The 19687-nt window shown below is 71.0% G+C and carries 23 protein-coding genes; 8 read left to right on the top strand and 15 right to left on the bottom strand.

What is annotated here, in order from left to right; translation table 11 throughout:
• Window positions 1–17 precede the first annotated feature (17 nt).
• Entirely contained in the window at window positions 18–959 is a 942-nt protein-coding gene (locus tag GVN67_RS02795) for a DMT family transporter (protein ID WP_159992747.1), read from the bottom strand.
• Between the two features lie 40 nt (window positions 960–999).
• Here GVN67_RS02795 and GVN67_RS02800 point away from each other — a divergent pair, with 40 nt between their 5' ends.
• Genes GVN67_RS02800 through metC form a run of 4 tightly spaced genes read left to right on the top strand, consistent with a single transcriptional unit; the run spans window position 1000 to window position 4419 of the window.
• Window positions 1000–1644 carry an NUDIX hydrolase gene (locus GVN67_RS02800; RefSeq protein WP_159992748.1) on the top strand — a complete coding sequence of 215 codons (645 nt, stop codon included), beginning with the start codon at window positions 1000–1002 and terminating at the stop codon, window positions 1642–1644.
• Window positions 1641–2354: an alanyl-tRNA editing protein gene (locus GVN67_RS02805; RefSeq protein WP_159992749.1), complete on the top strand. Its 714-nt coding sequence runs from the start codon at window positions 1641–1643 to the stop codon at window positions 2352–2354. Before GVN67_RS02800 ends, GVN67_RS02805 begins: the two co-directional genes overlap by 4 nt.
• A 5-nt stretch (window positions 2355–2359) precedes the next feature.
• A complete protein-coding gene (locus GVN67_RS02810) occupies window positions 2360–3202 on the top strand; it encodes a sulfurtransferase (RefSeq protein WP_159992750.1) in 843 nt (280 codons plus the stop codon).
• Window positions 3202–4419, top strand: coding sequence for a cystathionine beta-lyase (metC, locus tag GVN67_RS02815; protein WP_159992751.1), 1218 nt, complete (start codon window positions 3202–3204; stop codon window positions 4417–4419). Before GVN67_RS02810 ends, metC begins: the two co-directional genes overlap by 1 nt.
• Before the next feature lie 19 nt (window positions 4420–4438).
• On the opposite strand, the gene GVN67_RS02820 is transcribed toward metC, so the two are convergent.
• Window positions 4439–4819, bottom strand: coding sequence for a hypothetical protein (locus tag GVN67_RS02820; protein ID WP_159992752.1), 381 nt, complete (start codon window positions 4817–4819; stop codon window positions 4439–4441).
• Window positions 4816–5604 carry a hypothetical protein gene (locus tag GVN67_RS02825; protein ID WP_159992753.1) on the bottom strand — a complete coding sequence of 263 codons (789 nt, stop codon included), beginning with the start codon at window positions 5602–5604 and terminating at the stop codon, window positions 4816–4818. The genes GVN67_RS02820 and GVN67_RS02825 overlap by 4 nt, the downstream gene beginning before the upstream one ends.
• Window positions 5605–5852: 248 nt before the next feature.
• Between GVN67_RS02825 and glgX the strand changes: the two genes are divergently transcribed.
• The gene (glgX, locus tag GVN67_RS02830) at window positions 5853–8003 is read left to right on the top strand and encodes a glycogen debranching protein GlgX (RefSeq protein WP_159992754.1); all 2151 of its coding nucleotides are present in this window, start codon (window positions 5853–5855) and stop codon (window positions 8001–8003) included.
• A 51-nt stretch (window positions 8004–8054) separates the two neighbouring features.
• On the opposite strand, the gene GVN67_RS02835 is transcribed toward glgX, so the two are convergent.
• Window positions 8055–8498, bottom strand: a complete 444-nt coding sequence (locus tag GVN67_RS02835) for a GNAT family N-acetyltransferase (RefSeq protein ID WP_159992755.1) — start codon at window positions 8496–8498, stop codon at window positions 8055–8057.
• A gap of 8 nt (window positions 8499–8506) precedes the next feature.
• On the bottom strand, window positions 8507–9139 hold the full coding sequence (gene parA, locus GVN67_RS02840) for a ParA family partition ATPase (protein ID WP_159992756.1): 633 nt from the start codon (window positions 9137–9139) through the stop codon (window positions 8507–8509).
• A gap of 118 nt (window positions 9140–9257) precedes the next feature.
• Between parA and GVN67_RS02845 the strand changes: the two genes are divergently transcribed.
• Complete coding sequence (locus tag GVN67_RS02845) at window positions 9258–9671, top strand: rhodanese-like domain-containing protein (RefSeq protein ID WP_159992757.1); 414 nt, start codon at window positions 9258–9260, stop codon at window positions 9669–9671.
• A 255-nt stretch (window positions 9672–9926) separates the two neighbouring features.
• Here the strand turns inward: GVN67_RS02845 and GVN67_RS02850 are convergent, their stop codons facing one another.
• From GVN67_RS02850 to mtnA, 3 genes are all read right to left on the bottom strand, one after another.
• On the bottom strand, window positions 9927–10766 hold the full coding sequence (locus GVN67_RS02850; RefSeq protein ID WP_159992758.1) for a transporter substrate-binding domain-containing protein: 840 nt from the start codon (window positions 10764–10766) through the stop codon (window positions 9927–9929).
• 101 nt (window positions 10767–10867) lie between these two features.
• The gene (locus GVN67_RS02855) at window positions 10868–11620 is read right to left on the bottom strand and encodes a peptidoglycan-binding domain-containing protein (protein WP_159992759.1); all 753 of its coding nucleotides are present in this window, start codon (window positions 11618–11620) and stop codon (window positions 10868–10870) included.
• A 132-nt stretch (window positions 11621–11752) separates the two neighbouring features.
• Entirely contained in the window at window positions 11753–12859 is a 1107-nt protein-coding gene (gene mtnA, locus GVN67_RS02860; RefSeq protein ID WP_159992760.1) for an S-methyl-5-thioribose-1-phosphate isomerase, read from the bottom strand.
• A gap of 146 nt (window positions 12860–13005) precedes the next feature.
• Here mtnA and GVN67_RS02865 point away from each other — a divergent pair, with 146 nt between their 5' ends.
• On the top strand, window positions 13006–14658 hold the full coding sequence (locus tag GVN67_RS02865; RefSeq protein ID WP_159992761.1) for a DUF4153 domain-containing protein: 1653 nt from the start codon (window positions 13006–13008) through the stop codon (window positions 14656–14658).
• On the opposite strand, the gene GVN67_RS02870 is transcribed toward GVN67_RS02865, so the two are convergent.
• Both GVN67_RS02870 and GVN67_RS02875 read right to left on the bottom strand, forming a co-directional pair.
• The gene (locus GVN67_RS02870; RefSeq protein WP_159992762.1) at window positions 14655–15125 is read right to left on the bottom strand and encodes a UPF0262 family protein; all 471 of its coding nucleotides are present in this window, start codon (window positions 15123–15125) and stop codon (window positions 14655–14657) included. The two genes, GVN67_RS02865 and GVN67_RS02870, sit on opposite strands and share 4 nt — an antisense overlap.
• Entirely contained in the window at window positions 15118–15567 is a 450-nt protein-coding gene (locus tag GVN67_RS02875) for a DUF983 domain-containing protein (protein ID WP_159992763.1), read from the bottom strand. Before GVN67_RS02875 ends, GVN67_RS02870 begins: the two co-directional genes overlap by 8 nt.
• Before the next feature lie 132 nt (window positions 15568–15699).
• Between GVN67_RS02875 and GVN67_RS02880 the strand changes: the two genes are divergently transcribed.
• Window positions 15700–16380 (top strand): aspartate/glutamate racemase family protein, encoded by a 681-nt coding sequence (locus GVN67_RS02880; RefSeq protein ID WP_235034913.1) that lies wholly within the window; start codon window positions 15700–15702, stop codon window positions 16378–16380.
• Window positions 16381–16504: 124 nt separating this feature from the next.
• Here the strand turns inward: GVN67_RS02880 and GVN67_RS02885 are convergent, their stop codons facing one another.
• The 5 genes from GVN67_RS02885 to GVN67_RS02905 form a co-directional block, all read right to left on the bottom strand.
• The gene (locus tag GVN67_RS02885) at window positions 16505–17494 is read right to left on the bottom strand and encodes an N-carbamoyl-D-amino-acid hydrolase (RefSeq protein ID WP_159992764.1); all 990 of its coding nucleotides are present in this window, start codon (window positions 17492–17494) and stop codon (window positions 16505–16507) included.
• A gap of 18 nt (window positions 17495–17512) precedes the next feature.
• Complete coding sequence (locus GVN67_RS02890) at window positions 17513–17725, bottom strand: hypothetical protein (protein WP_159992765.1); 213 nt, start codon at window positions 17723–17725, stop codon at window positions 17513–17515.
• Entirely contained in the window at window positions 17726–17932 is a 207-nt protein-coding gene (locus GVN67_RS02895) for a hypothetical protein (RefSeq protein ID WP_159992766.1), read from the bottom strand.
• Window positions 17932–19323, bottom strand: a complete 1392-nt coding sequence (locus GVN67_RS02900; protein WP_159992767.1) for a dihydroorotase family protein — start codon at window positions 19321–19323, stop codon at window positions 17932–17934. The genes GVN67_RS02895 and GVN67_RS02900 overlap by 1 nt, the downstream gene beginning before the upstream one ends.
• Before the next feature lie 131 nt (window positions 19324–19454).
• Window positions 19455–19687, bottom strand: a 233-nt coding sequence (locus GVN67_RS02905) for an SPOR domain-containing protein (RefSeq protein WP_200845099.1), incomplete at its 5' end; no start/stop codon positions are given.

The following is a 19687-nucleotide window of genomic DNA, read 5'->3' on the forward strand; positions in this document are numbered from 1 at the left end:
CCGCCGCGCGCGACAGCCTAGCGCCTTCGCCCGACCCGCACCTCGCGGTGCCAGATATAGAGGCCCGAGGCGACGAGGACGGCGATGCCGACGAAGTCGAAAGGCTTCGGCAATTCGCCCCAGAACAGCGCGCCGAGGCTCATGGTCCAGAGGATGCCGGAATATTCAAAGGGCGCGATCAGCGTGGTCTCGCCGCTGCGATAGGCCGCGGTCATCAGCAATTGCGCCAGGGCCGAGACCAGCCCGACGGCGGCCAGCAGCCCCCATTGCCCGGCCGAGGGCCAGACCCAGCCGGGCAGGGCGGCGAGCCCGCCCACCAGCGTGCCGCCGATCGCGAACCACAGCACGATGGCGGCGCCCGATTCCCCGGCCTCGCCCATCTTGCGGATGGTGATCATCGCCATGGCCCAGGCGACGGCGCCCAGCAGCACCAGCCCGACGGCCAGCCCGTCCAGGTGGTCGGTGCCGCCAAAACCCGGCCGCAGCAGCAGCAGCACGCCGCCGAAGCCGACCAGCACGGCGCCCAGCCGCCGCCAGCCGACCTTCTCCCCCAGCAGCGGGATCGACAGCGCGGTCAGGAACAGCGGCATGGTGAAGCCCAGCGCCGTGACGGTGGCCAGCGGCAGGTGGACATAGCCATAGAAGCTGCCGACCATGCCGGTCAGCCCGTAGAGGATGCGCTGGGCATGCGACCAGGGGTTGCGGGTGGCCAGCACCGACAGCCGGGCGCTGCGCGGCGCGCCCCACAAGGCGAGGACCAGCAGCGGCGGGATGGCGAAGAGGTTGCGGAACAGGATGACCTGCATGATCGGGATGCGGTCGTCGAGCAGCTTCACCGCGACCGCGGCCAGCGCGAAGGTCGCGGCGGCGCCCAGCACGCAGAGGATGGCGCGGCTGCGCTGCGCGGCCTGTGTCACCCCGGACGGGGGGGCATGGACGATGGGAATGGACCGGCTCATGATCTGGCGTTCGTTCGAGAGAGGTTAGGCGCGCCCCCGCATGAAGGCCAGACCCAGCAAGGCGCCGGTGATCCCGTCGCATCCCCTGTTCCAGCCCGAAAGCGATGAGATCGCCTGGTCCGGCCGCTTCCCGCTGCAGCTGGTGCGCTTCCGCTACAGCCGCAGCGACGGCACGCCCTCGGCGCTGCTGACCTGGGAGCTGTGGCGGCGTGGCCAGGGGGTGGTGATGCTGCCCTATGACCCCTGGACCGGCCGTATCGCGCTGATCGAGCAGTTCCGCCTGCCCGCGCTCGCCGCCGGCGAGGAACCGATGATGCGCGAATGCCCGGCAGGGTTGCTGGAGCCCTCGGAAGACCCCGCCGCGGCCGCGCTCCGCGAAACCGAGGAGGAGACCGGCTTCACCCCCGACCGGGTGGAGAAGATCGGCCAGTTCATGTTGATGCAGGGCGGCAGCGACGAGCTGATGCATTTCTACGCCGGCCGCGCCCGCCTGCCCGAGCCCGGCCTGGTCGGCACCCGCGGCCTGGCCGAGGAGGGCGAGGAGACCCGCGTCCTCGTCCTCCCCGCCGAAGATGCCTTTTCTCAGTTGGCGCGTGGCGAGATCCGCAACGTCACCGCGGCGCTGTGCCTGATGTGGCTGCAGCTGAACCGCGAGCGCCTGAACCGCGAATGGACTGCCGAATGACGGAACTTCTCTACCGCAGCGACGCCTATCTGCGCGAAACCGAGGCGAAGGTTGTCGCCGCGGGTCCCGAAGGCGTCGTGCTCGACCGTTCCAATTTCTACGTCCAGGCCGGCGGCCAGCCGGGCGATACCGGCACGCTCCGCTGGGACGGCGGCGAGATGCTCGTCGCCAACACGGTGAAGGGCGAGGCCGGCCCGCTGCATGTGCCCCCCGAAGGGTCCGTCACGCCGCCGGTCGGCGCGACCGTCACCGCCGTGCTGGATTGGGACCGCCGCCACCGGTTGATGCGGATGCACACGGCGATGCACCTGCTCTGCAGCCTGATCCCCGGCGCCGGCGTCACCGGCGGGCAGATCGGGCTGGAGCGCTCGCGCCTCGACTTCGACCTGGCCGAGCCGCCGGCCAAGGAATGGCTCTCCGAGCAGCTGACCGCGCTGGCGGCGGCCGACCATGCCGTGACCGACCGCTGGATCACCGATGCCGAGCTGGACGAGAATCCTTCTCTCGTCCGGACGCTGTCGGTGAAGCCGCCGCGCGGCTCCGGCCAGGTCCGGCTGGTGCGTATCGGCGCCGAAGAAAATCCGGTCGATCTGCAGCCTTGCGGCGGCACCCATGTGCGCCGCACCGGCGAGATCGGCCCCGTCACCGTCACCAAGCTCGAGAACAAGGGCAAGCAGAACCGGCGCGTCTATCTGGTGCTGGAGGGGTAAGAGAAATGCAGGACCTGGTCACCACGGAATGGCTCGCGGGCGAGCTCGGCGCGCCCGATCTGCTGGTCTTCGACACCACGAAATACCTGCCGAACGAGCCGAAGGACGCGCTGGCCGAATATGCCAGCGCGCATATCCCCGGCGCCGGCTTCTTCGACATCGACCAAGTGGCCGATCCGGAGACCGACCTGCCGCATATGGCGCCAACCCCCGGCCGGGCCTCGCGCGAGCTGGGCAAGCTCGGCATCGGCAACAAGCACCGGGTGGTCTTCTACGACCAGAAGGGGCTGTTCTCGGCGGCGCGCGGCTGGTGGCTGATGCGGCTGTTCGGGCATGAGCGCGCCGCCGTGCTCGATGGCGGCCTGCCGAAATGGCTGGCCGAGGGGCGCGACACCGCCGCCGGCCCCGTCGTCGCGCCGCAGCCCCAGGATTTCTGGGCCGACTTCATCGCGCGGCGCCTCGCCGGCATCGGCGACGTCAAGCGCATCGTCCACGACCGCTCGGCGCTGATCCTCGACGCCCGCGCCAAGGGCCGCTTCGACGGCACCGCGCCGGAGCCGCGGCCGGGCCTGCCCTCGGGCCATATGCCGGGCGCCGCCAATGTCCCCGCCACCAGCCTGCTCGGCGCCGACATGACCATGCTGCCGCCGGAAGAGCTGCGCGCCCGCTTCGCGGCCGCGGGCGTCGATGGCAGCCGGCCGCTGGTCGCCTCCTGCGGCACCGGGGTCACCGCCTGCATCATCGCCCTCGGCCTGGTGCGCGCCGGCCTGCCGGAGCCCGCCATCTATGACGGGTCCTGGACCGAATGGGCCGCGCGGCCCGAAACCCCGAAGCAGAGCACGCCCTGATGCCCGACGACCTGCACGCCCCGGCCGGCCATTCGAACAGCGAGCTGGGCTTCGCCACCCGCGTCACCCATGGCGGCCGCCCCGGCGTGCGCGAGCATGGCTTTGTGAATACCCCGGTCTATCGGGGATCGACGGTGCTGTACCCGTCCTGCGCGGAAGGGGTGGCCGTCAACAAGCGCTCCTTCGAGCAGGTGATGACCTATGGCACCGCCGGCGGGCCGACGCATTTCGCGCTGGAGAATGTCGTCGCCGAGATCGAGGGCGGCACCCGCTCGCTGATCGTCGGCACCGGGCTGGCGGCCTGCTCGCTGCCGCTGATGGCCTATCTCTCGGCCGGCGACCATTGCCTGATCCCCGACAGCACCTATGGCCCGACGCGGCGCGTGGCCAATGGCATGCTGGTCCGCTTCGGCATCCAGATCGAATATTACGACCCGCTGGTCGACGCCGCCGGCCTCGAGACGCTGATGCGGCCGAACACCAAGGTCCTCTTCGTCGAAAGCCCGGGCAGCCACACCTTCGAGCTGCAGGATGTGCCGGCGCTGGCCGCCGTCGCCCATGCCCGGGGCGCCAAGGTGATCATGGACAACACCTGGGGCGTGCACCACTTCCAACCCTTCACCAAGGGCGTCGACGTCTCGATCCAGGCGCTGACCAAATACGTGGGCGGCCATTCGGACGTGCTGCTGGGCAGCGTCACCGTCGCCAGCGAGGAAGACTGGCTGACCATCGTCGCCGCCGCCCGGCAGATCGGCCATTACGCCAGCCCCGATGATTGCTGGCTGGCGCTGCGCGGCCTGCGCACCATGGCGCTGCGGCTGAAGCACCAGCAGCAGGCGGGCCTCGCCGTCGCCCGCTGGTTCGAAAGCCGCCCGGAGGTCGCCCGCGTGCTGCATCCGGCGCTGCCCAGCCACCCGCAGCATGCGCTGTTCAAGCGCGACTTCACCGGCGCCTGCAGCCTGTTCGGCGTGGTGTTCCAGCCGCGCTACACGGCGGCGCAGATCGAGGCGGCGGTGGATGGGCTGAAGCTCTTCGGCATCGGCGCCTCCTGGGGCGGCTATGAAAGCCTGGTGCTGCCGACCACCAACGGCATCACCCGGACGGCGACCAGCGTCGATGTGCTGGAAGGGCCGACGGCGCGCTTCCATGTCGGGCTGGAAGATCCGGCCGACCTGATCGCCGACCTGGAAGCCGCGCTGGACGGCCTGCCGAAGTAACCCGAATAGGGCGGCGGTCTCAGCGAGGCCGCCGCTTCTCCAGGTAGCTTTTCAAAGAAGCCGACCGCGCGGCCAGCGCGGCGCCGGTCGCCAGCAGCGCCAGCGCCGCCAGGAAGATCGCCTCGGCGGCCGCGACCCCGGACGGCAGCCGCGCCAGGATCGCCGCGGCGACCAGCCCCGGCAGCAGCCCCCAGAACCACACGAAACCCCGCCCGAAGAGCAGCGGCAGCGACAGGCCGATGCTGGCCGCCGCTGCCGCCAGGATGGCGGCGAAGGGCGCTGGCACCCCCGCCAGCCCCAGCCAGGCGACGGCCAGCGCCACCGGCGGCAGCACCGCCTGGCCCAGGAACACCGCCAGCGCCGCGCCGGCCTCGGCCGGGCGGGGCAGGGCTGCGGTCACACCGCCTCCGCGACATAGACGATCAGCTCGTTGGTGGCGCCGCCGGTGGCGCTGCCGGTCAGGCTGAGCCCGGCGCCGAGCACCGCCAGCAACTCCTGCCGCGCCCGGGCCGACAGCGCGATCGAGGTGTAGCGCCCGGCGCCGCCGAGCCCGGTGGTGATCGCCTTGCGCATCGGCCGCGACAGCGCCTGCCCGGCGATCACCCCGCCGCGCGAGGCGCCCGCCTTGGCGAGCGTCCCGGCGAAGCGCGAGGCGCCGCGGGTCGCAGCCCCCGCGCCCGCCAGCCCGACCACGTCGAGCGCCAGCATGGTGTTCTGATAGGCCGGCGAGGCGTCCAGGTCGTCATTGGCCGCGCCCCGGTCGCTGACCTCGTTGTAGACGCGGTAGCCGGAGGCGGCGCATTGCGCGGCGCCAGCCACCGTCGCCGCCCCGCTGGCCACCGCCGCGATCCCGGCGACGCCCCCCGTGGGCGCGGCCGCGGCACTGAAGAAGATGGTGCCGACCGCGGCCAGCGCGGTGCCGCCGCAATTCAGGCCCAGCTGAAACAGCTCCCAGCCCAGCTTGCTCTTGCGGGCGGGGGGCACGGCCGTGGGCACCGGGCTGGGCGGGGCCGGATTGACCTCGAACAGCACGATCCGCTTCGGGCCATAGGGCAGGGGGCCGCGCAGCTGCTCGCAGCCGCCGGCATGGCAGAACACCACCGCCGCGCCGCGCAGCGCCGGGTGGCGGTCCACCGCCTGCACCAGCTGCGCCCGGTCATGCGTGCTGATCGCCGCGTGCCTCACCCCTGCCGCCGCTCCTGCCGTCGCTGACATGCACCCTCATCCCTGCTGTTGCCGGAGGCTGCTTTAGCGAAGCGGTCAGGGCCCGGGCTTCACAGCCTCGCCAGCGCTGGGCCCTGTGGCGGTTTCGCCCTGCAATTGCGCGGGCCGCGCACGGGCTTGTGTGAAAAGGCGGGGCCGGAGGGCAACCCTCGGCGAGGCTGCGGCGCTACTGCGCTGCGCCTCCGATCTCTCCGCTCAAGGAATCCCCAGTGCCGCCCGCGATCAACACATCCCGCGTCACCGAGGGGCGTCCCAACCCGCTCGGCGCCACCTGGACCGGCCTCGGCGTCAATTTCGCCCTGTTCTCGGCCCATGCCACCAAGGTGGAACTCTGCCTGTTCGATGCCAGCGGCGAGACCGAGCTGGAGCGGGTCGAGCTGCCCGAATACACCAACGAGGTGTTCCACGGCTTCCTGCCGGATGCCCGCCCGGGCACCATCTACGCCTATCGCGTGCACGGCCCCTACACGCCCGACGAAGGCCACCGCTTCAACCCGAACAAGCTGGTGCTGGACCCCTATGCGCTGAGCCATGTCGGCGACCTGAAATGGGACCACGCGCTGTTCGGCTACACCATCGGCCACAAGGATAAGGACCTGTCCTTCGACGAGCGCGACAGCGCCGTCTTCATGCCGAAATGCCGCGTCGTCGACCCGGCCTTCACCTGGGGCAACGACCGCCGCCCGCGCATCCCCTGGGAGCGCACGATCTTCTACGAGACGCATGTGAAGGGCATCACCAAGCGGCATCCGCTGGTGCCCGAGGACCAGCAGGGCACCTATGCGGGCCTCGCCAACCGCGACGTCATCCGCCACATCAAGTCGCTTGGCGTCACCTCGGTCGAGCTGCTGCCGATCCACTTCTTCCTCAATGACGACTATCTGCTCGACAAGGGCATGATCAACTACTGGGGCTATAACAGCCTCGGCTTCTTCTCGCCGGCGCGGCGCTATGCCCGCACGCCGGACTTCGCCTTCTCCGAGTTCAAGGAGATGGTGGCCCGCCTCCATGATGCCGGGCTCGAGGTCATCATGGACGTGGTCTACAACCACACCGCCGAAGGCAACGAGCAGGGCGCGACGCTGTCCTTCAAGGGCATCGACAACGCCAGCTACTACCGCCTGCTGCCCGACCAGAAGCGCTACTACATCAACGACACCGGCACCGGGAACACGGTGAACCTGTCGCATCCGCGGGTGCTGCAGATGGTCACCGACAGCCTGCGCTACTGGGTCAACGAGATGCATGTCGACGGCTTCCGCTTCGACCTGGGCACCATCCTGGCGCGCGAGCCGGACGGCTTCGACAACCAGTCCGCCTTCCTCAAGGCCTGCAACCAGGATCCGCTGCTGGCCGACGTCAAGCTGATCGCCGAGCCCTGGGACATCGGCCCCGGCGGCTACCAGGTCGGCAACTTCTCGCCCGGCTGGGCCGAGTGGAACGACAAGTACCGCGACACCGTGCGCGGCTTCTGGGTCGGCGAGGAAGGCAAGGCGGCCGATCTCGGCAACCGCCTGGCCGGCTCGGCCGACCTGTTCGACCACAATGGCCGCAAGCCCTGGGCCAGCGTCAACTTCCTGGCCGCCCATGACGGCTTCACGCTGAACGACCTGGTCAGCTACGACGAGAAGCACAACGAGGCGAATGGCGAGGACAACCGCGACGGCCATTCGCACAACATCTCGCACAATTACGGCGTCGAGGGGCCGACCGACGACCCCGAGATCAACGCCGTGCGCGAGCGCCAGATCCGCAACATGCTGGCCACCCTCTATCTCAGCCAGGGCACGCCGATGCTGCTGGCCGGCGACGAGTTCGGCCGCACCCAGCAGGGCAACAACAACGCCTATTGCCAGGACAACGAGATCTCCTGGCTGGACTGGGACTGGAAGGAGAAGGGCGAGCGGCTGGTCTCCTTCACCCAGCGCCTGGCGGCTTTGCGCGACCGCTTCCCCGTGCTGCGCCGCGGCCGCTTCCTGTCGGGCGCCTTCCACGAGGCCAGCGGCGTCAAGGGCCTGTCCTGGCTGAAGCCCTCGGGCGAGGAGATGGACAGCGCCGATTGGGAAGACCCCAACACCCGCTGCCTGGCGCGCCTGCTGGACGGCCGCGCCCAGGAAAGCGGCATCCGCCGCCCCGGCCACGACGCCACCCTGCTGATGATCATGAACGCCTATCACGAGGCGGTGGACTTCACCCTGCCGCCTTCGCAGGACGGCACCGCCTGGGTGCGGCTGCTCGACACCAATATCGAGGATGAGGAGGAGGAGGAGGAGGCCTTCGATATCGGCCACACCTACACCGTCACCGGCCGCTCGCTGCTGCTCTTCTCGTTGAACACCCGCAAGCGCAAGGCGCGCTGACCGACCCGTGCGCGCCCCGGGATCATCGCATCCCGGGGCGCCTCGCTGCGCCTAGAACCGCTTGGCGAACCACAGCCGGTCATGCCCGGCCGGGCGGCCCTCCAGCCGGCCGATCTCGGCATAGCCCTGGGCGCGGTAGAATTCCGGCGCCTGGAAGCTGCTGGTGTTCAGATGCGCCCCCACCGCGCCCAGCCGCTGCGCCTCCAGCTCCGCCGCCGCCAGCAGCCGCTTGCCCAGCCCCTGGCCGCGCAGGCTCTCATCCACCCAGAACTTGTCGATATACAGCCAGTCCAGCGCCACCTCGCCGACCAGCCCGGCGATGACCCGGCCCTCGGCATCGCGCCGGGCGAAGGCCAGCGGCCGGCCCATGCCGCCGTCGCGCCGCTCGGGCATCATCGTCCGGCGATGCGCCAGCAGCCCGGCGCGCACCGCGGCGGCGACCTCGGCATGGTCCTCGGGCGGGATCGGCGGCAGGGCGGCAAGGCGTGGCGGCATGGTGGCGATCATCCCCTGGCGGCATCGACAATGGCCTGCGCCAGCGCGCGGGCCTCGGTCGCCGCCGTACCACGCGGCGCCGCCTCCGCCACCCCCAGCCCTTGCGCGAAAGCCTGGGCGAAGGCGGTGCGGTTGCCCAGCGCCGCCGCCAGCAGCGGCAGCTTGCGGCGGGTGAGCTCGGCGGTGATCTCGTCGCGCAGCCGGCCCGTCGCCGGCACCCGGTTCAGCAGCAGCCGCACCGCGCGCTTCTCGGCGGCCGCCATCTCCAGCGTCGCATCCATCGCCCAGAGATCAGCCGCCGAGGGCTGCAGCGGCACCAGCACCAGATCGGCCGCGCGGATGGCGATGCGCGCATCGCTGTCGGCATGCGGCGGCGTGTCGATCACCAGCATGTCATGCGCGCCGCGCAGCCGGTCCAGCGCCGCCGGCATGCGCCAGCCGGAGACCGCCTCGAAATGCAGCGGCGCCGCCAGGTCCTGGCCCTGGCGCTGCTGCTGCCAGCGCGCCAGGCTCTGCTGCGGATCGCTGTCCAGCAGCGCGACGCGGCTGCCCGCCTTGGCCAGCGTGGTCGCCAGCGTCGCCGCCACCGTGGACTTGCCCGCGCCGCCCTTGCGCTGCGCCACCGCCACCACGAATGCCATGCAAGATGCCCCCCGGCCTGCCCAGCCGCCATCCTGCCCGCAGCGGGCGCGTCCGGCCAGCATGGACGTCGGCGCCCCGCCACCCCACACTAGGGAGGACCGTCTGAGGAGACATGCCATGGCCGTCGACGACATCACCCCGCGCGCCACCTGGGAGGTGCTGCGCAGCGACCCCGATGCGGCGCTGATCGACGTGCGCACCAATGCCGAATGGAATTTCGTGGGCTTCCCCGACCTGGCCGAGGCCGGCAAGGAGCCGCTGATGATCTCCTGGCAGGTCTTCCCCTCGATGCAGGTGAACGCCGCCTTCACCGACCACCTGCGCAAGGCCGGGCTGACGCCGCTGAACAAGCTGTACTTCCTGTGCCGCTCCGGCGCCCGCAGCCTGGCCGCGGCGCAAGCCGCCCAGGCGGCAGGCTTCGCCCACTCCTTCAACATCTCGGACGGCTTCGAAGGGCCGCCGGACGCCGAAGGGCATCGTGGGCAGGTGGCCGGGTGGAAGGCTGAGGGTCTTGCCTGGCGGCAGAGATAAGAGAAGGCAGGGGCAGGCCAGGGGAATGAATTCCCCTTTTCTTTCGGACTGCCGTGTCCACGTGGAGACAGTACGTGGCCCTGCCCAGCAACAGCGCGACCCTCGAGGTCGCGCTGTTTTTTTATGAAAACGGCGTCCCGCCGTGATGCCCTGGTGTCGCTTGTGTCGAAGCGCCGGTCACGCCACGGCCGGTGATCAGAAAAAAGATGGGGGTTCGGGGGAATTCATTCCCCCGACCTTTCTCTTCCCTGATCTTCAGTTGCACCGCGCTTCATGCGGCGTCGGGTCGTAGCCCGGGAGCCCCGGGACGCCGTAGCCCGGAAACGCCGTGTTCTCGGCGTCGTCGGCGGCCGGCTTCACGCCGAACCACTTTTCCGACAGGGCGGCCAGCGAGCCGTCCTTCTTCATGCATTCCAGCACGTTCTCGACCGCGTTGCGCAGCTCGGCGTTGTCGCGGCGGAAGGGCGCGGCCCAGTGGGCGCGGGTTTCCTTGATGGTGAAGTCGGGCACCAGCATGGGCGTGCGGGTCGCGGCGTAGCGGATGGTGGTGTTGCCGCCCAGCGTCGCGAAGACGCGGCCGGTGACCACCGCCTGCACCGCGTCGGGCTGGCTGTCGAAGGTCTGCACGGTGAAGCCGTAGGTGGCCGCGTTCTTCTGCGCCCAGGCGTCGTAGGCCGAGCCCTTGTTCACCGCGATGGCCTTGCCGCGCAGGTCGGCCAGGCCGGTGATCGGGGTGCCGCCCTTGCGGATGCCGAACTGGAATTCGGTGAAGAGATAGCCTTCGGTGAACAGCAGGTTCTCGGCGCGTTCCGGCGTCACGGTGACCGGGGCGGCGAGGAAGTCGTAGCGGCCGGCGTTCAGCGCCGGCACCAGGCCGGAGAAGCTGGCGCTGTCGATGGTGATCGGGCGGCCCATGCGGCGGGCGACCTCGGTGAACAGGTCGACGTTGAAGCCCTGGACGCCGCCATCGAGCTTGGGGAAGGCGTGCGGCGCGAAGGTGCCGTCCACCGCGGAGCGCAGCGGCTGGGCATTGCCCGGCACTGCCGCGAAAGCGAGCGGCACGGCGCAAAGAAGGGCAAGGGCGAAGGAACGCATAGGCGGAGACTCTCCCTGGGGCCGCATTGTCGGCCGGAATGGCCGCCTCGGCTTGCAAGAAGCGTGCAACGCCTGGGCGCCCGGCGCCAGCCCCCGGAGCGTTACAGCCGCGCCTCGAAGCCGCGGGCCAGGGTGGCGATATCCTCGGCCCGGTCCAGCCCGTTGATGCAGCGGCGGGCGTTGACGTAGTCGCAGCCGCGCTCGTTGACGAATTCGGTCAGCTTGCGGCCGGTGAAGGCGCCGCTCTTGAAGCCGTGGATCAGCACGAAGAGGGCGATGGCCGGGTCCATCGCCAGGTCCGGCTCGCTGGCCAGGTCGCATTCCAGCAGCTTGCCATAGGAGGAAAAATTGTCCTTCCACGTCAGCTGGACATAGCCGCGCCCATAATAAGGATAGTAGCGCAATGACCGTCGATAGGTCTCGGCGCGCGGCTCGCCCAGGTAATAGGCCTCGCGCACCGGCATGAAGCTGCGGTTGGTCTCGTGCTCGACGGTGGCCAGCACATAGGCGATCTGCTGCGGCAGGGTCAGGCGGTGGCGGCCGCAGGCGGCGATGATGGCGGCGATGGTGCCGTCGCGGGTGGAGAAATCCGGGTCGCCGGCATCCTCCAGCAGCGCCACCTGGCGGCAGAGCTCGCCGACCGCGACGGGCGAGACATTGCCGTCGGGGGTGGCGCCGCAATCGGCCTCGAACTCGGCCCAGGCGTTGCGGGTGCGCGGGCCGAACTGCCCATCCAGGTCGCGCACCCCGTAGCCGAGCAGGCCGAGGCCGCGCTGCAGCTCCAGCAGCGGCTCGAAGGCCAGGAGGTTGAGCGGCTGCGCCTCGGCGAGGGCAGAGAGGGCGATGATGCGCATGTGGCGGGAGCCCCGGGGGAAGGGCTGCAGCCAATCATGAATCGGTCCTGCAACGGAAGCGCCGTCGCAAGCCTCGCTGTTTTGTCAGCAGGCGCGGGCCGCGCCCCTGGGGGGAACGCGGCCCGACCGGGGTCAGGCGGCGGCGGCGGCGAATTCCGGGTAGAGCGCCAGCAGCCCGGCTTCCGAGGCGTCGCAGCGGCCGCGCTCGGTGATCAGGCCGGTGACCAGGCGCGCCGGGGTCACGTCGAAGGCCGGGTTGGCGCCGGCGCTGCCGGGGGCGGCGGTGCGCACCGTCTCGATGCGGCCGTCCCAGGTCTGGCCGGTGGTCTCCAGCACTTCCCGCGCGTCGCGCTCCTCGATCGGGATTTCCTTCACCCCGTCGCGCACGCTCATGTCCAGCGTCGAATGCGGCAGGCCGACCCAGAAGGGCACGTCGTTGTCGTAAGCCGCCAGCGCCTTCAGATAGGTGCCGATCTTGTTGGCGACATCGCCCTGACGGGTGACGCGGTCGGTGCCGACCAGCACGATATCGACCTGGCCATGCTGCATCAGGTGGCCGCCGGCATTGTCGGCCACCACCGTGTGCGGCACGCCGTGCTTGCCCAGCTCCCAGGCGGTCAGCGCCGAGCCCTGGTTGCGCGGCCGGGTCTCGTCGACCCAGACATGCACCGGCAGGCCGGCATCATGCGCCTGGTAGACCACCGACAGCGCGGTGCCGTAGTCGACGGTGGCGATCCAGCCGGTGTTGCAATGCGTCAGCACGTTGATCGGCTGGCCGGGCTTCTTCGCGGCGATCGCCTGCAGCAGCGGCAGGCCGTGATGGCCGATGGCGCGGCAGGTCTCCACATCGTCCTCGGCGATGGCGGCGGCGGCGGCATAGGCCGCGTCGGCGCGACGGTCGGCCGCGACCGGGCGCAGCGCGTCCAGCATGCGGGCGAGCGCCCAGCGCAGGTTGATCGCCGTCGGCCGGGTGCGGCCGAGCATGCTGGCGACACTTTCCAGCGCGGCGTCGGAGGCGTCGCGCTTGAGCGCGAGGGCCAGGCCATAGGCGGCGACCGCCCCGATCAGCGGCGCGCCGCGCACCTGCATCGACTTGATGGCCTGCGCCACCTGCTTCTCGTCGGTCAGCCGCAGGATATCGACCGCCCAGGGCAGCTTCGTCTGGTCGATGATGCGGACCGACCAGCCATCCTCGGGGTCGACCCAGACGCTGCGATAGGGAACACCGTCGATCTTCATGCGGGCAGTCTCCGTCGGTGTGGCCGCGCCCAGGCGGAGCAAGGCAAGCGGGGGTGGGGAAAGCGTGGCTTGCGCATATAGTCGCTTCTCCGCCCGCGCGTCATGCGACAAGCGTGGGGGAGATCTGAGCTGGAGCCGACCCGCCGATGCCGTCCGACACCACCGTGCCCCCGATGAGCCGCGCCGCCGCCCTGTTGCCGGCGATCGGGCTGGGGCAGGGGGTGGCGCTGCACCTGCTGATGCTGGACGCGCCGCGCGGCCTGCCGGCCTGGCTGACCGCGCCCGGCCCCTATGCGCTGGGGGTGCTGGGGGCGCTGCTGCTGCCGGTCTCGCTGATGCTGGCGCTGGGCCGCTGGCCCGGGCGGCTGCTCTGGCCCTGGCTGGCGGCGGCGACGGCGCTGCTGGCGGCGATGGCCTGGCACGATGCCGGCGGCTGGGGGCTGGGCGGGGTCGACGCGCCCTCCGCCCGGCTGCTGGCCAGCGCGGGGGGGGTGGTCTTCCTCGGCCACCATCTCGTCGGCGCCGCCGCCCGGGCCGGGCGCTGGCCGCCGCCCTATGCCGATTGCTTCGAGCAGGCCTGGCAGGACAGCCTGCGCCTGGCCATGGCCTTCGCCTTCCTCGGCGCCTTCTGGCTGGTGCTCGAGGCCGGCGCCGCGCTGTTCTCGCTGATCGGCCTCGAGGGGCTGGAGCGGCTGGTCAACCGGCGCAGTTTTGCTCTCCCCGCCTCGGGGCTGATCCTGGGCCTTGGCCTCGCGCTGCTCGGGTTGCGGGAACGGCTGTCGCTGGCGTTGCGGGCGCTGCTGCTGACCCTGCTGGCCTGGCTGATGCCGCTGCTCGCCATGCTGGCCGCCGGTTTCCTGCTCGCCCTGCCGCTGACCGGGATCGAGCGGCTGTGGCAGACCCATCTCGCCGCCGGCGGGCTGCTGGGGGCGGCGGCGCTGCTGATCCTGCTGATCAACGCGGTGCACCAGGACGGGCTGGTCATGGCCACCGCCCCCCGGCTGCAGGCCGCCGCCGCCCGGCTGGGGGCGCTGGTGCTGCCGGTGCTGGCGCTGCTGGCGCTCTGGGCGCTGGGGTTGCGCATCGGCCAATACGGGCTGACGCCGGACCGGGTGCTGGCCGGCGTGGCGGCGGGGCTCGCCGCGCTCTACGCGCTGGGCTACCTGGCCGCGGCGGCGCGGCCGGGCATGGCGCCGCTGGGGGCGGTGAACCAGGTCATGGCCTGGCTGACCCTCGGCCTGCTGGTGCTGCTGAACACGCCGCTCGCCTCGCCGGAAAAGCTTTCTTTCAATGACCAGCTGGCCCGGCTGGCCGATGGGCGCACAGCGCCCGACCGCTTCGACCGCGGCCTGTTCCAGCGTGAGCTCGGCCCCGCCGGCCGCGCCGCCCTGCTGCAGCCGCCGCTGCGCGACCTGGCCGAGGCCCGGCCGCAGGCGCCGGGTCTGCCCGAGCCGCAGCTGCGCTTCATCCCGCCCGCCACCCGCCTGCCGGACAGCTTCGCGGAACAACAGAAAGAAACCCTGCGCACCAGCTGCTGGCGCGGCTGCGACGTGATGGTCCTGGACCTGGACGGCGACAACAAGCCGGAAGTGCTGCTGGGCAGCACCCTGCGGATGCGCGTCTGGCGCGAGGACGAGGCGGAGGGCTGGGTCGAGCAGGGCAGCTACAACCGCTGCGCCCAGGCCTCGGCCGAGGCCAGCCGCGAGGGGCGCTACACCCTGGAGCCCTCGCTTTGGCGCGACCTGATGGTGGAGGGGCGGCGCTTCCGGCTGGAGCTCCGCCACCCCTGCGGGACCTAAATTCTCTGGTGCAGGGCGCAGACGAGCGTGAACAGCCGACGCGCCGTCTCGAAGTCCAGCGCCACGCGGCCATCCAGCCGCTGGCACAGCAGGTCGGCGCCCTCGTTGTGCAGCCCGCGCCGGCCCATGTCGATCGCCTGGATCCGCGCTTCCGACCCGCCCTCGGTCACCGCCTGCTCATGGCTGGCCACCACCAGGTGATAGTCCTTGATCAGCCGGCGGAACGGGCCCAGCGCCAGGGCGATGGCCCGCAGCGGCGCCTCCGCCGTGTCGTGGATGTCGAAGACCAGCCGCCCGTCGCGGATCTCCAGATGCAGCGCATAGGGCCCCGGCGGCAGCCCGGTGGGGTCGAAGCTGTTGCCCGCCAGCAGGTCGGCCACCGCCTGGGCGCGATCCGCCTCGGCATAGGGGTTGGGCAGCGGCGCGCCTTCCGGCAGGGCGATGCTCTGCAGCCGCTGGTCAGCCATCCCGGCGGTCTTCCGCCGTCGGGCCAGCGGGCGCGTCCTCGACCAGCCCGAGGCGCAGCATCAGCCCGACCGTCGCCCCCTTGATCGGCCGCAGCAGCAGCACGCAGATCAGCGTGAACAGCGGCAGCCACACCACCATGTGCAGCCACATCGGCGGCACATAGGCCTTCTCCACCCAGAACACGCCGGGCAGCAGCAGGTGGCCGACGATGAAGATGGTGAAATACGGCGGCGCATCGTCCGCCCGCACCCGGCCCAGCGGCGTCGCGCAATGCCGGCATTCCGGCACCACCGCCAGATAGCCCCGGAACACCGCGCCCACCCCGCAGACCGGGCAGCGATTCATCGCCCCCCGCTTCAGCATCACCGTCAGGGGCGGCAGCGCGGCGACCCGCGCCGCCTGGCTGCGGTCGGGCTCCCAGCGCTGCGGCTGGTGGTCCATGGGCTTCTTCCTGGCTTCCTGGCACGCTCCGGGTATCGAGCCGGGGCGGAACCGTTTCCGTGTGCAACGCAATATCGGCACGTTGCGCCATGCGGATCAAGTGAAGGCTCCTGACCGAAACCGGCGCCCGCCTTGCGCGGCCGCCCCCCGGGCGCGATGCTGCGCGCCATGGTCAAGCGCATCCTGGTCATCAACCCGAACAGCTCGGTCAGCTGCACCCGCGGCATCGCCGACAGCCTCCAGCCCTTCGCCCTGCCGGGGCAGGTGGCGTTCGAGACCATCTCCCTGCCCGGCGGCCCGCCCGCCATCATCGACTGGCGCGACTGGTACGGCGTCGCCGAGCCGCTCTGCCGCCTGGTCGAGACCACGCCGGCCGACGCCTATGTCCTGGCCTGCGTCTCCGATCCGGGGCTGGAGGCGGTGCGCATCGCGACCGACAAGCCCGTCTTCGGCCCCTTCCGCTGTGCCGTCGCCAGCGCCCTGACGCGGGCCGAGCGCTTCGGCGTCATCGCCTTCGTCGACGCCTCCAAGCCGCGCCAGCGCCGGGCGCTGCAGGCCATGGGGGCCGAAGGGCGCCTGGCCGCCAGCATCGCGCTGAACCTGCCGATGGAGACGCTGACCGACCCGACGGCGGCGCGCGCGGCGCTCTGCGACACGGCGCGGGAACTGGTCCGGCAGGGCAGCGAGGCGGTCATCCTGGGCTGCGCCGGCATGGCGGGGCACCGCAAGGCGGTGGAGGACGCGGCGGGGGTTCCGGTGATCGAGCCTTGTCAGGCGGCCGCCGTGCAGGCGCTGCTCAGCGTCGCCGCCTAGATAAAAGAAAGGCCGGGGGAAGAATTCCCCCGGACCCCCATCTTTTTTCTGTCAGTCGTCGTCATCGTCAGCACGGCAGACGCCGGCCCATCCCAGCGTCGCCAGCGCGAGCGTGATCGGCCGCTTACTTCGACGGCACCCACTCGGCCGGCGCCACGCTGCCGGTCTGCTCCAGGATGCGGCCATAGGCCTCGGTGCGGCGATGGGCGGCGAAGTTGAAGATCGTCGTCCGGCCCAGGGTGCACATGTCCAGGTCGCAATCGGCCACGATCAGCTCGTCATCCCAGCTGGTCGCCTCGGCCATGATCTGGCCCTGCGGATTGACGATGATCGAGTTGCCGAACAGCTCGCAGCCATCCTCGACGCCCGCCTTGGCCACGCCCACGCCGAAGCAGGCATTCTGGTAGCAGCCGGCGCGGATCGACAGGTGGCTGTGCTCGACCCGCAGGTGATGCGCCTCGAAGCCACGCGCATCCTGGTTGATGGACGGGGTGTTGTAGCCCAGCATCACCAGCTCGACCTGCTGCAGCCCCAGCACGCGCCAGGCCTCCGGCCAGCGGCGGTCATTGCAGATCAGCATGCCGATATTGACCGGCCCGACCTGGCCGATCGGCGCCCGCGTCACCGGGAAGCCCAGGTTGCCCACCTCGAAGTAGCGCTTCTCCAGGTGCTGGACCTTGCGCTTCGGGTCGAACTCCTTGTGCCCCGGCAGGTGGATCTTGCGGTACTTCAGCACCACCTCGCCGGTCGGGTGGACATAGATCGCGGTGTTGAAGTGGCGCTTGCGCACCACGCCCGTCTCGTCCGCCTCATGCGCGATCTCGCCATAGCCGAGGTGGAAGCCGATGTTGAACTTCTTCGCCGCCTCGAACAGCGGCGCCGTCTCGTTCGACGGCAGCGCCTGCTCGTACCAATGGTCGGCGTTGTTGATGTCCTCCTCGTACCAGCGCGGGAAGAAGGTGGTCAGCGCCAGCTCGGGGAAGACGACGACCTCGGCGCCGCGCTGATGCGCGCGCTCCATCAGCCGGACCATGCGGCCGACGACGGCGTCGCGCCCCTCGGCCTTCTGGATCGGGCCGAGCTGCGCGGCGGCAAGGGTCAGGATGCGGGACATGAAGGGGCTCCGAGCTCGTTAATTCGTCGTGGGAGGCAGCGGGTCGATGAAATCGGCACCAAACTCCTCCTGGGTCTCGGCGACGGCGCGCAGGAAGGCGTCGTCCCAGGCATCCTCCAGCGCATCCACCAGGGCGTCGGCCGCCTCCTGGCTGCGCAGCATGGCGACGCGCTCGCGCCCGGCGATCCAGACGGCGAAGCTGCCGTCCTTTTCCTCGCGTACCTCGAACATTCAGCTCTCTCCTCGATCGCCGGGGGTGGGGGGGGCGGTGTCGGTGTCGGTGTCGCGCGGCGTCAGCAGGCGATAGGCGATGCGGCTGGCCAGCACGGCGCAGACGCCGCCGCCCAGCGCCAGCGGCAGGCTGGTGCCGGGGCCCGTCAGCCAGACCCACAGCGCCAGCGCGCCGATGCCGGCGCCCATCACCACCACAGCGCGCATCAGCCGGCCTCGAGCTCGACGAGGGCGCTGTTGCGGTGCTGCCGCGGCACGAAGCGGCCCTGGCCGGGACGCGCCAGCACCGCCGTGCCGTCCCAGATGCAGCTGCCGCGCAGATAGGTCGCCGCCACGCGGCCGGTCATCGCCCGCCCGTGATAGGGCGACCAGCGCGCATCCGGCCGGTCCTGGATCGAGGCCTCGTCGAAGACGAACTCGCCCTCTTCCATGACCAGGAAGTCGGCATCGGACCCGAGCTTGATGGCGCCCTTCTTCGGGAACAGCCCGTGGTAGCGGGCGGTGTTCTCGGCGCAGTACTTCGCCATGAGGGTGAGGGGGAGCCCACGCTCGCGCAGCATGGTGAACATCAGCGGCGCATAGGACTGCAGCCCGGTCAGGCCCGCGCCACAGGCGAAGATATCGTCGCCGAGCTTCTTCTCGCGCTGCCAGGGGGCGTGGTCGGTCGAGACATAGGCCATCTGCCCGTTGACCAGCGCGCCCCACATCCGCTCGACCTCGGCGGCCGTGCGGAAGGGCGGGTTGCACTTGCCGAAGCCCTTGAGGCGGACCAGGTCCTCCTCGGTCATGCACAGATACTGGATGCAGGCCTCGCCCGAGGCGCGGCCGCCCATGGCGCGGAAGGCCTCGGCGATCTCGAAGCCGCGGGCGACCGAGGAATGCGCGATATGGACATGCGCCCCCGTCTCCAGCCCGATCTCGAAGATCTCGAGGTCGGCCATGGTCTCGGCCAGCGGCGGGCGGGTGCGGGCATGCATGATCGGGTCGACCCGGCCGGAGGCCTGCGCCTCCGCCGTCAGCCGCTCGACCAGCTCCTGGTCCTCGTTGTGGACGGCGACCATCAGCCCGGTCTTGGCGATCTCGCGGAAGGCGGCCACCATCGTCGGGTGGTCGATGCGCGGGAAGCGCACCGCGTCATATTCATAGGTGGAAAGCTTGAAGGCGGAAGCGCCCGCCTCCGCCAGCCCGGCGATGGCATCCACGCCCCCGGTCTTGGTGATGGTGGCGTAGAGCGCCACGTCGACATGCGACAGCGCATGCACCGCCGCCACCTTCTCGGCGAAGATCCCGGCGTTGGTCACCGCCCGCGGCACGTCATAGGGCATGTCGCAGATGGTGGTGACGCCGCCGGCGGCGGCCGACATGGTGGCGCCCTCGATGCCGGGGAAGCCGATGGCGCTGCCGGTGTGCATATGCCCGTCGACCAGCCCGGGCAGGATGCTGCGGCCGGCGAAATCGTCGACCTGGCGGGCCGGCGGCAGCTCGCCCTGGCCGATGGCGGCGATCAGCTCCCCCCGCACCGCGACATAGCCATCCTTCAGGATACCGTCGGGCAGCACGAGATCGCCGCGCAGCACGCGGTCATAGGGGAGTTGCATGGCCCTAGGCTCCAGTCGCTGAGAAGGGCGGGAGACTAGGGCGAGAGGCCATCGCCCTCAACCGGGGCCGGCGGAACCGGCGCCGAAAAGCCGCAGCGGGGGCGCGGCATTTCCAGTTTCCGGCACGCTTCCTAGGGGGCGATCACCATGCAGGGCCCGCTGGCGCCGCGGCAGAACTGCCGGGCGGCGGTGGCGGACAGGCCGGTGACCCGGGCGCGGTACAGCATCTTGCCGCTGGCGCGGACGCTCTCGACCTCGGCCTTGCCGCCGCGCCGCGCCGCCCGGCTGGCCGCCGTGCGGGCCGCCGCCGCGGCGTCGAAGGCGCCGACCTGCACCGCCCACTGGCCCCCGGCCGGGGCGCGGC

It is taken from the genome of Roseomonas sp. 18066 (genome assembly GCF_902706185.1).
Lineage (GTDB): Bacteria > Pseudomonadota > Alphaproteobacteria > Acetobacterales > Acetobacteraceae > Pseudoroseomonas.

What these genes read in the sequence shown, in the direction of transcription:
- GVN67_RS02835 (WP_159992755.1), bottom strand. Translation starts at nt 8,498, where the DNA reads ATGCCGCCACGCCTTGCCGCCCTGCCGCCGATCCCGCCCGAGGACCAT.
- GVN67_RS02900 (WP_159992767.1), bottom strand. Translation starts at nt 19,323, where the DNA reads ATGCAACTCCCCTATGACCGCGTGCTGCGCGGCGATCTCGTGCTGCCC.
- GVN67_RS02870 (WP_159992762.1), bottom strand. Translation starts at nt 15,125, where the DNA reads ATGGCTGACCAGCGGCTGCAGAGCATCGCCCTGCCGGAAGGCGCGCCG.
- GVN67_RS02850 (WP_159992758.1), bottom strand. Translation starts at nt 10,766, where the DNA reads ATGCGTTCCTTCGCCCTTGCCCTTCTTTGCGCCGTGCCGCTCGCTTTC.
- GVN67_RS02845 (WP_159992757.1), top strand. Translation starts at nt 9,258, where the DNA reads ATGGCCGTCGACGACATCACCCCGCGCGCCACCTGGGAGGTGCTGCGC.
- metC (WP_159992751.1), top strand. Translation starts at nt 3,202, where the DNA reads ATGCCCGACGACCTGCACGCCCCGGCCGGCCATTCGAACAGCGAGCTG.
- GVN67_RS02795 (WP_159992747.1), bottom strand. Translation starts at nt 959, where the DNA reads ATGAGCCGGTCCATTCCCATCGTCCATGCCCCCCCGTCCGGGGTGACA.
- mtnA (WP_159992760.1), bottom strand. Translation starts at nt 12,859, where the DNA reads ATGAAGATCGACGGTGTTCCCTATCGCAGCGTCTGGGTCGACCCCGAG.
- GVN67_RS02800 (WP_159992748.1), top strand. Translation starts at nt 1,000, where the DNA reads ATGAAGGCCAGACCCAGCAAGGCGCCGGTGATCCCGTCGCATCCCCTG.
- GVN67_RS02805 (WP_159992749.1), top strand. Translation starts at nt 1,641, where the DNA reads ATGACGGAACTTCTCTACCGCAGCGACGCCTATCTGCGCGAAACCGAG.
- GVN67_RS02855 (WP_159992759.1), bottom strand. Translation starts at nt 11,620, where the DNA reads ATGCGCATCATCGCCCTCTCTGCCCTCGCCGAGGCGCAGCCGCTCAAC.
- GVN67_RS02810 (WP_159992750.1), top strand. Translation starts at nt 2,360, where the DNA reads ATGCAGGACCTGGTCACCACGGAATGGCTCGCGGGCGAGCTCGGCGCG.
- GVN67_RS02865 (WP_159992761.1), top strand. Translation starts at nt 13,006, where the DNA reads ATGCCGTCCGACACCACCGTGCCCCCGATGAGCCGCGCCGCCGCCCTG.
- parA (WP_159992756.1), bottom strand. Translation starts at nt 9,139, where the DNA reads ATGGCATTCGTGGTGGCGGTGGCGCAGCGCAAGGGCGGCGCGGGCAAG.
- GVN67_RS02895 (WP_159992766.1), bottom strand. Translation starts at nt 17,932, where the DNA reads ATGCGCGCTGTGGTGGTGATGGGCGCCGGCATCGGCGCGCTGGCGCTG.
- GVN67_RS02890 (WP_159992765.1), bottom strand. Translation starts at nt 17,725, where the DNA reads ATGTTCGAGGTACGCGAGGAAAAGGACGGCAGCTTCGCCGTCTGGATC.
- GVN67_RS02885 (WP_159992764.1), bottom strand. Translation starts at nt 17,494, where the DNA reads ATGTCCCGCATCCTGACCCTTGCCGCCGCGCAGCTCGGCCCGATCCAG.
- GVN67_RS02875 (WP_159992763.1), bottom strand. Translation starts at nt 15,567, where the DNA reads ATGGACCACCAGCCGCAGCGCTGGGAGCCCGACCGCAGCCAGGCGGCG.